Genomic DNA, 1,341 nt, shown 5'->3' with positions numbered 1-1,341 from the left:
GCACTCTAACCATAACGTTGTGCCTTCTTGAGGCACAGCGTAGGACCAAGAGGCATCAGGCTCCAAATCATTGAGTACATAACTGTCACCAGAATAACCGTAGGCAAGGTCGATGTTAGCAAGACGTTCGGGTTGGCGAATATAGTCGATGACGTATTCGTTGCTTTCTAGGTGTGGCTTTTGAGCTTGCAGGGTTTTATAGGCAACGCGAAGTTCCTGCTCATTATTGGTGAATGGATCAAATTGATTTGCTAACAGTGCAGTACTCACCAAATCCGTAGGTTCGTAATACATACTTATGCGGCCACTGCCGTTGGTGTCTGGTTCGAGAATAGCGTTCCAAGAGGTGGGAGTGTTTACTTTGTCACTGCGATATAAGATTCCCGCAGTCCCCCAAGCGTAGGGAATGCCATACTCGCCACATCCTTCAACCCACCGTGAATCTATGTTACCAGCAATGGATTGTTGTAACTCACTGAGATTATGAAACAGGTTCTGCTTGGCTAACGCATTGAGCTTTACACTTTCTATAATGACTAGCTCAAATGCGCCACGACGTTCGCTCAATAGCACTTCATCTCTGATCGACTCATCAGAAAAAAACTGTTGTTTCAAAGAAATGCCGTACGTGTCACCTAGTTGGGTCACGACGCTATTGGATAGAAATTCATCCCAATTGTAGAGATAAATATCATTTTGTTGGCTAAACGCTGTGCCAGTTAAAAAGGATGATGACGCAAGAACAGAAACATAAAATGCTTTCACTGACGGATTCCTTTCCTACTTTGCTTAACTAAATCGTAGCCCAAATTTTGCGACATAGCTCAAATTTAGGTCTCTAATTTCAGTTCAACCTAACGCAATGCATTTAGGTGTGAAAATCCTATGACCTAATTGGAACTAAAAGTAAGCTTTGAGCACAAAATCATTATGTTAAATCAAGGGGATATCAACCTTTGACCGACGAACGCCTGAAGAAGTGCACGAATGACTCATCTACTTCCGATTTGGCACGACGAAAACACGGGATTTGTTTGATTATTAGGTTATTAGTAAATATATATTCATCTACTTGAGCATTTTTTCGTTAGTTATGCAATAGTGGGGCATTAATTGAACGACAGGAGGTTGGTTTATGGATGCAGGTTTAGTTGGGATTTTTGTTACCGTGGCGATTGCTCACTTTTTGGCGCTATTGAGCCCCGGACCAGATTTTGTGATTGTGGTAAAGAGTGCTGTTAAAAATAAGGGTAGAAAAGCACTCGGCGTTGCATTCGGTATTGCCAGTGCCAATGCAGTCTATATTGGTTTGTGTCTTATTGGGGTCGGTTCTATTTTGGC

Annotated in this window: 2 protein-coding genes; one reads left to right on the top strand and one right to left on the bottom strand. The window is 42.4% G+C overall.

Annotated features, from left to right (window positions below; genetic code table 11):
* A partial coding sequence (locus AB4496_RS28250) for an extracellular solute-binding protein (protein WP_372133355.1) occupies window positions 1-765 on the bottom strand: 765 nt, incomplete at its 3' end.
* A gap of 370 nt (window positions 766-1,135) precedes the next feature.
* Here AB4496_RS28250 and AB4496_RS28245 point away from each other — a divergent pair.
* Window positions 1,136-1,341 (top strand): LysE family transporter (locus tag AB4496_RS28245; protein ID WP_372133353.1); only part of this gene is annotated, 206 nt, incomplete at its 3' end.

It is taken from the genome of Vibrio sp. 10N.222.46.A1, assembly GCF_041473595.1.
Classification (GTDB): Bacteria; Pseudomonadota; Gammaproteobacteria; order Enterobacterales; family Vibrionaceae; genus Vibrio; species Vibrio tasmaniensis_A.
This window is presented reverse-complemented; position numbering and strand designations above follow the sequence as displayed.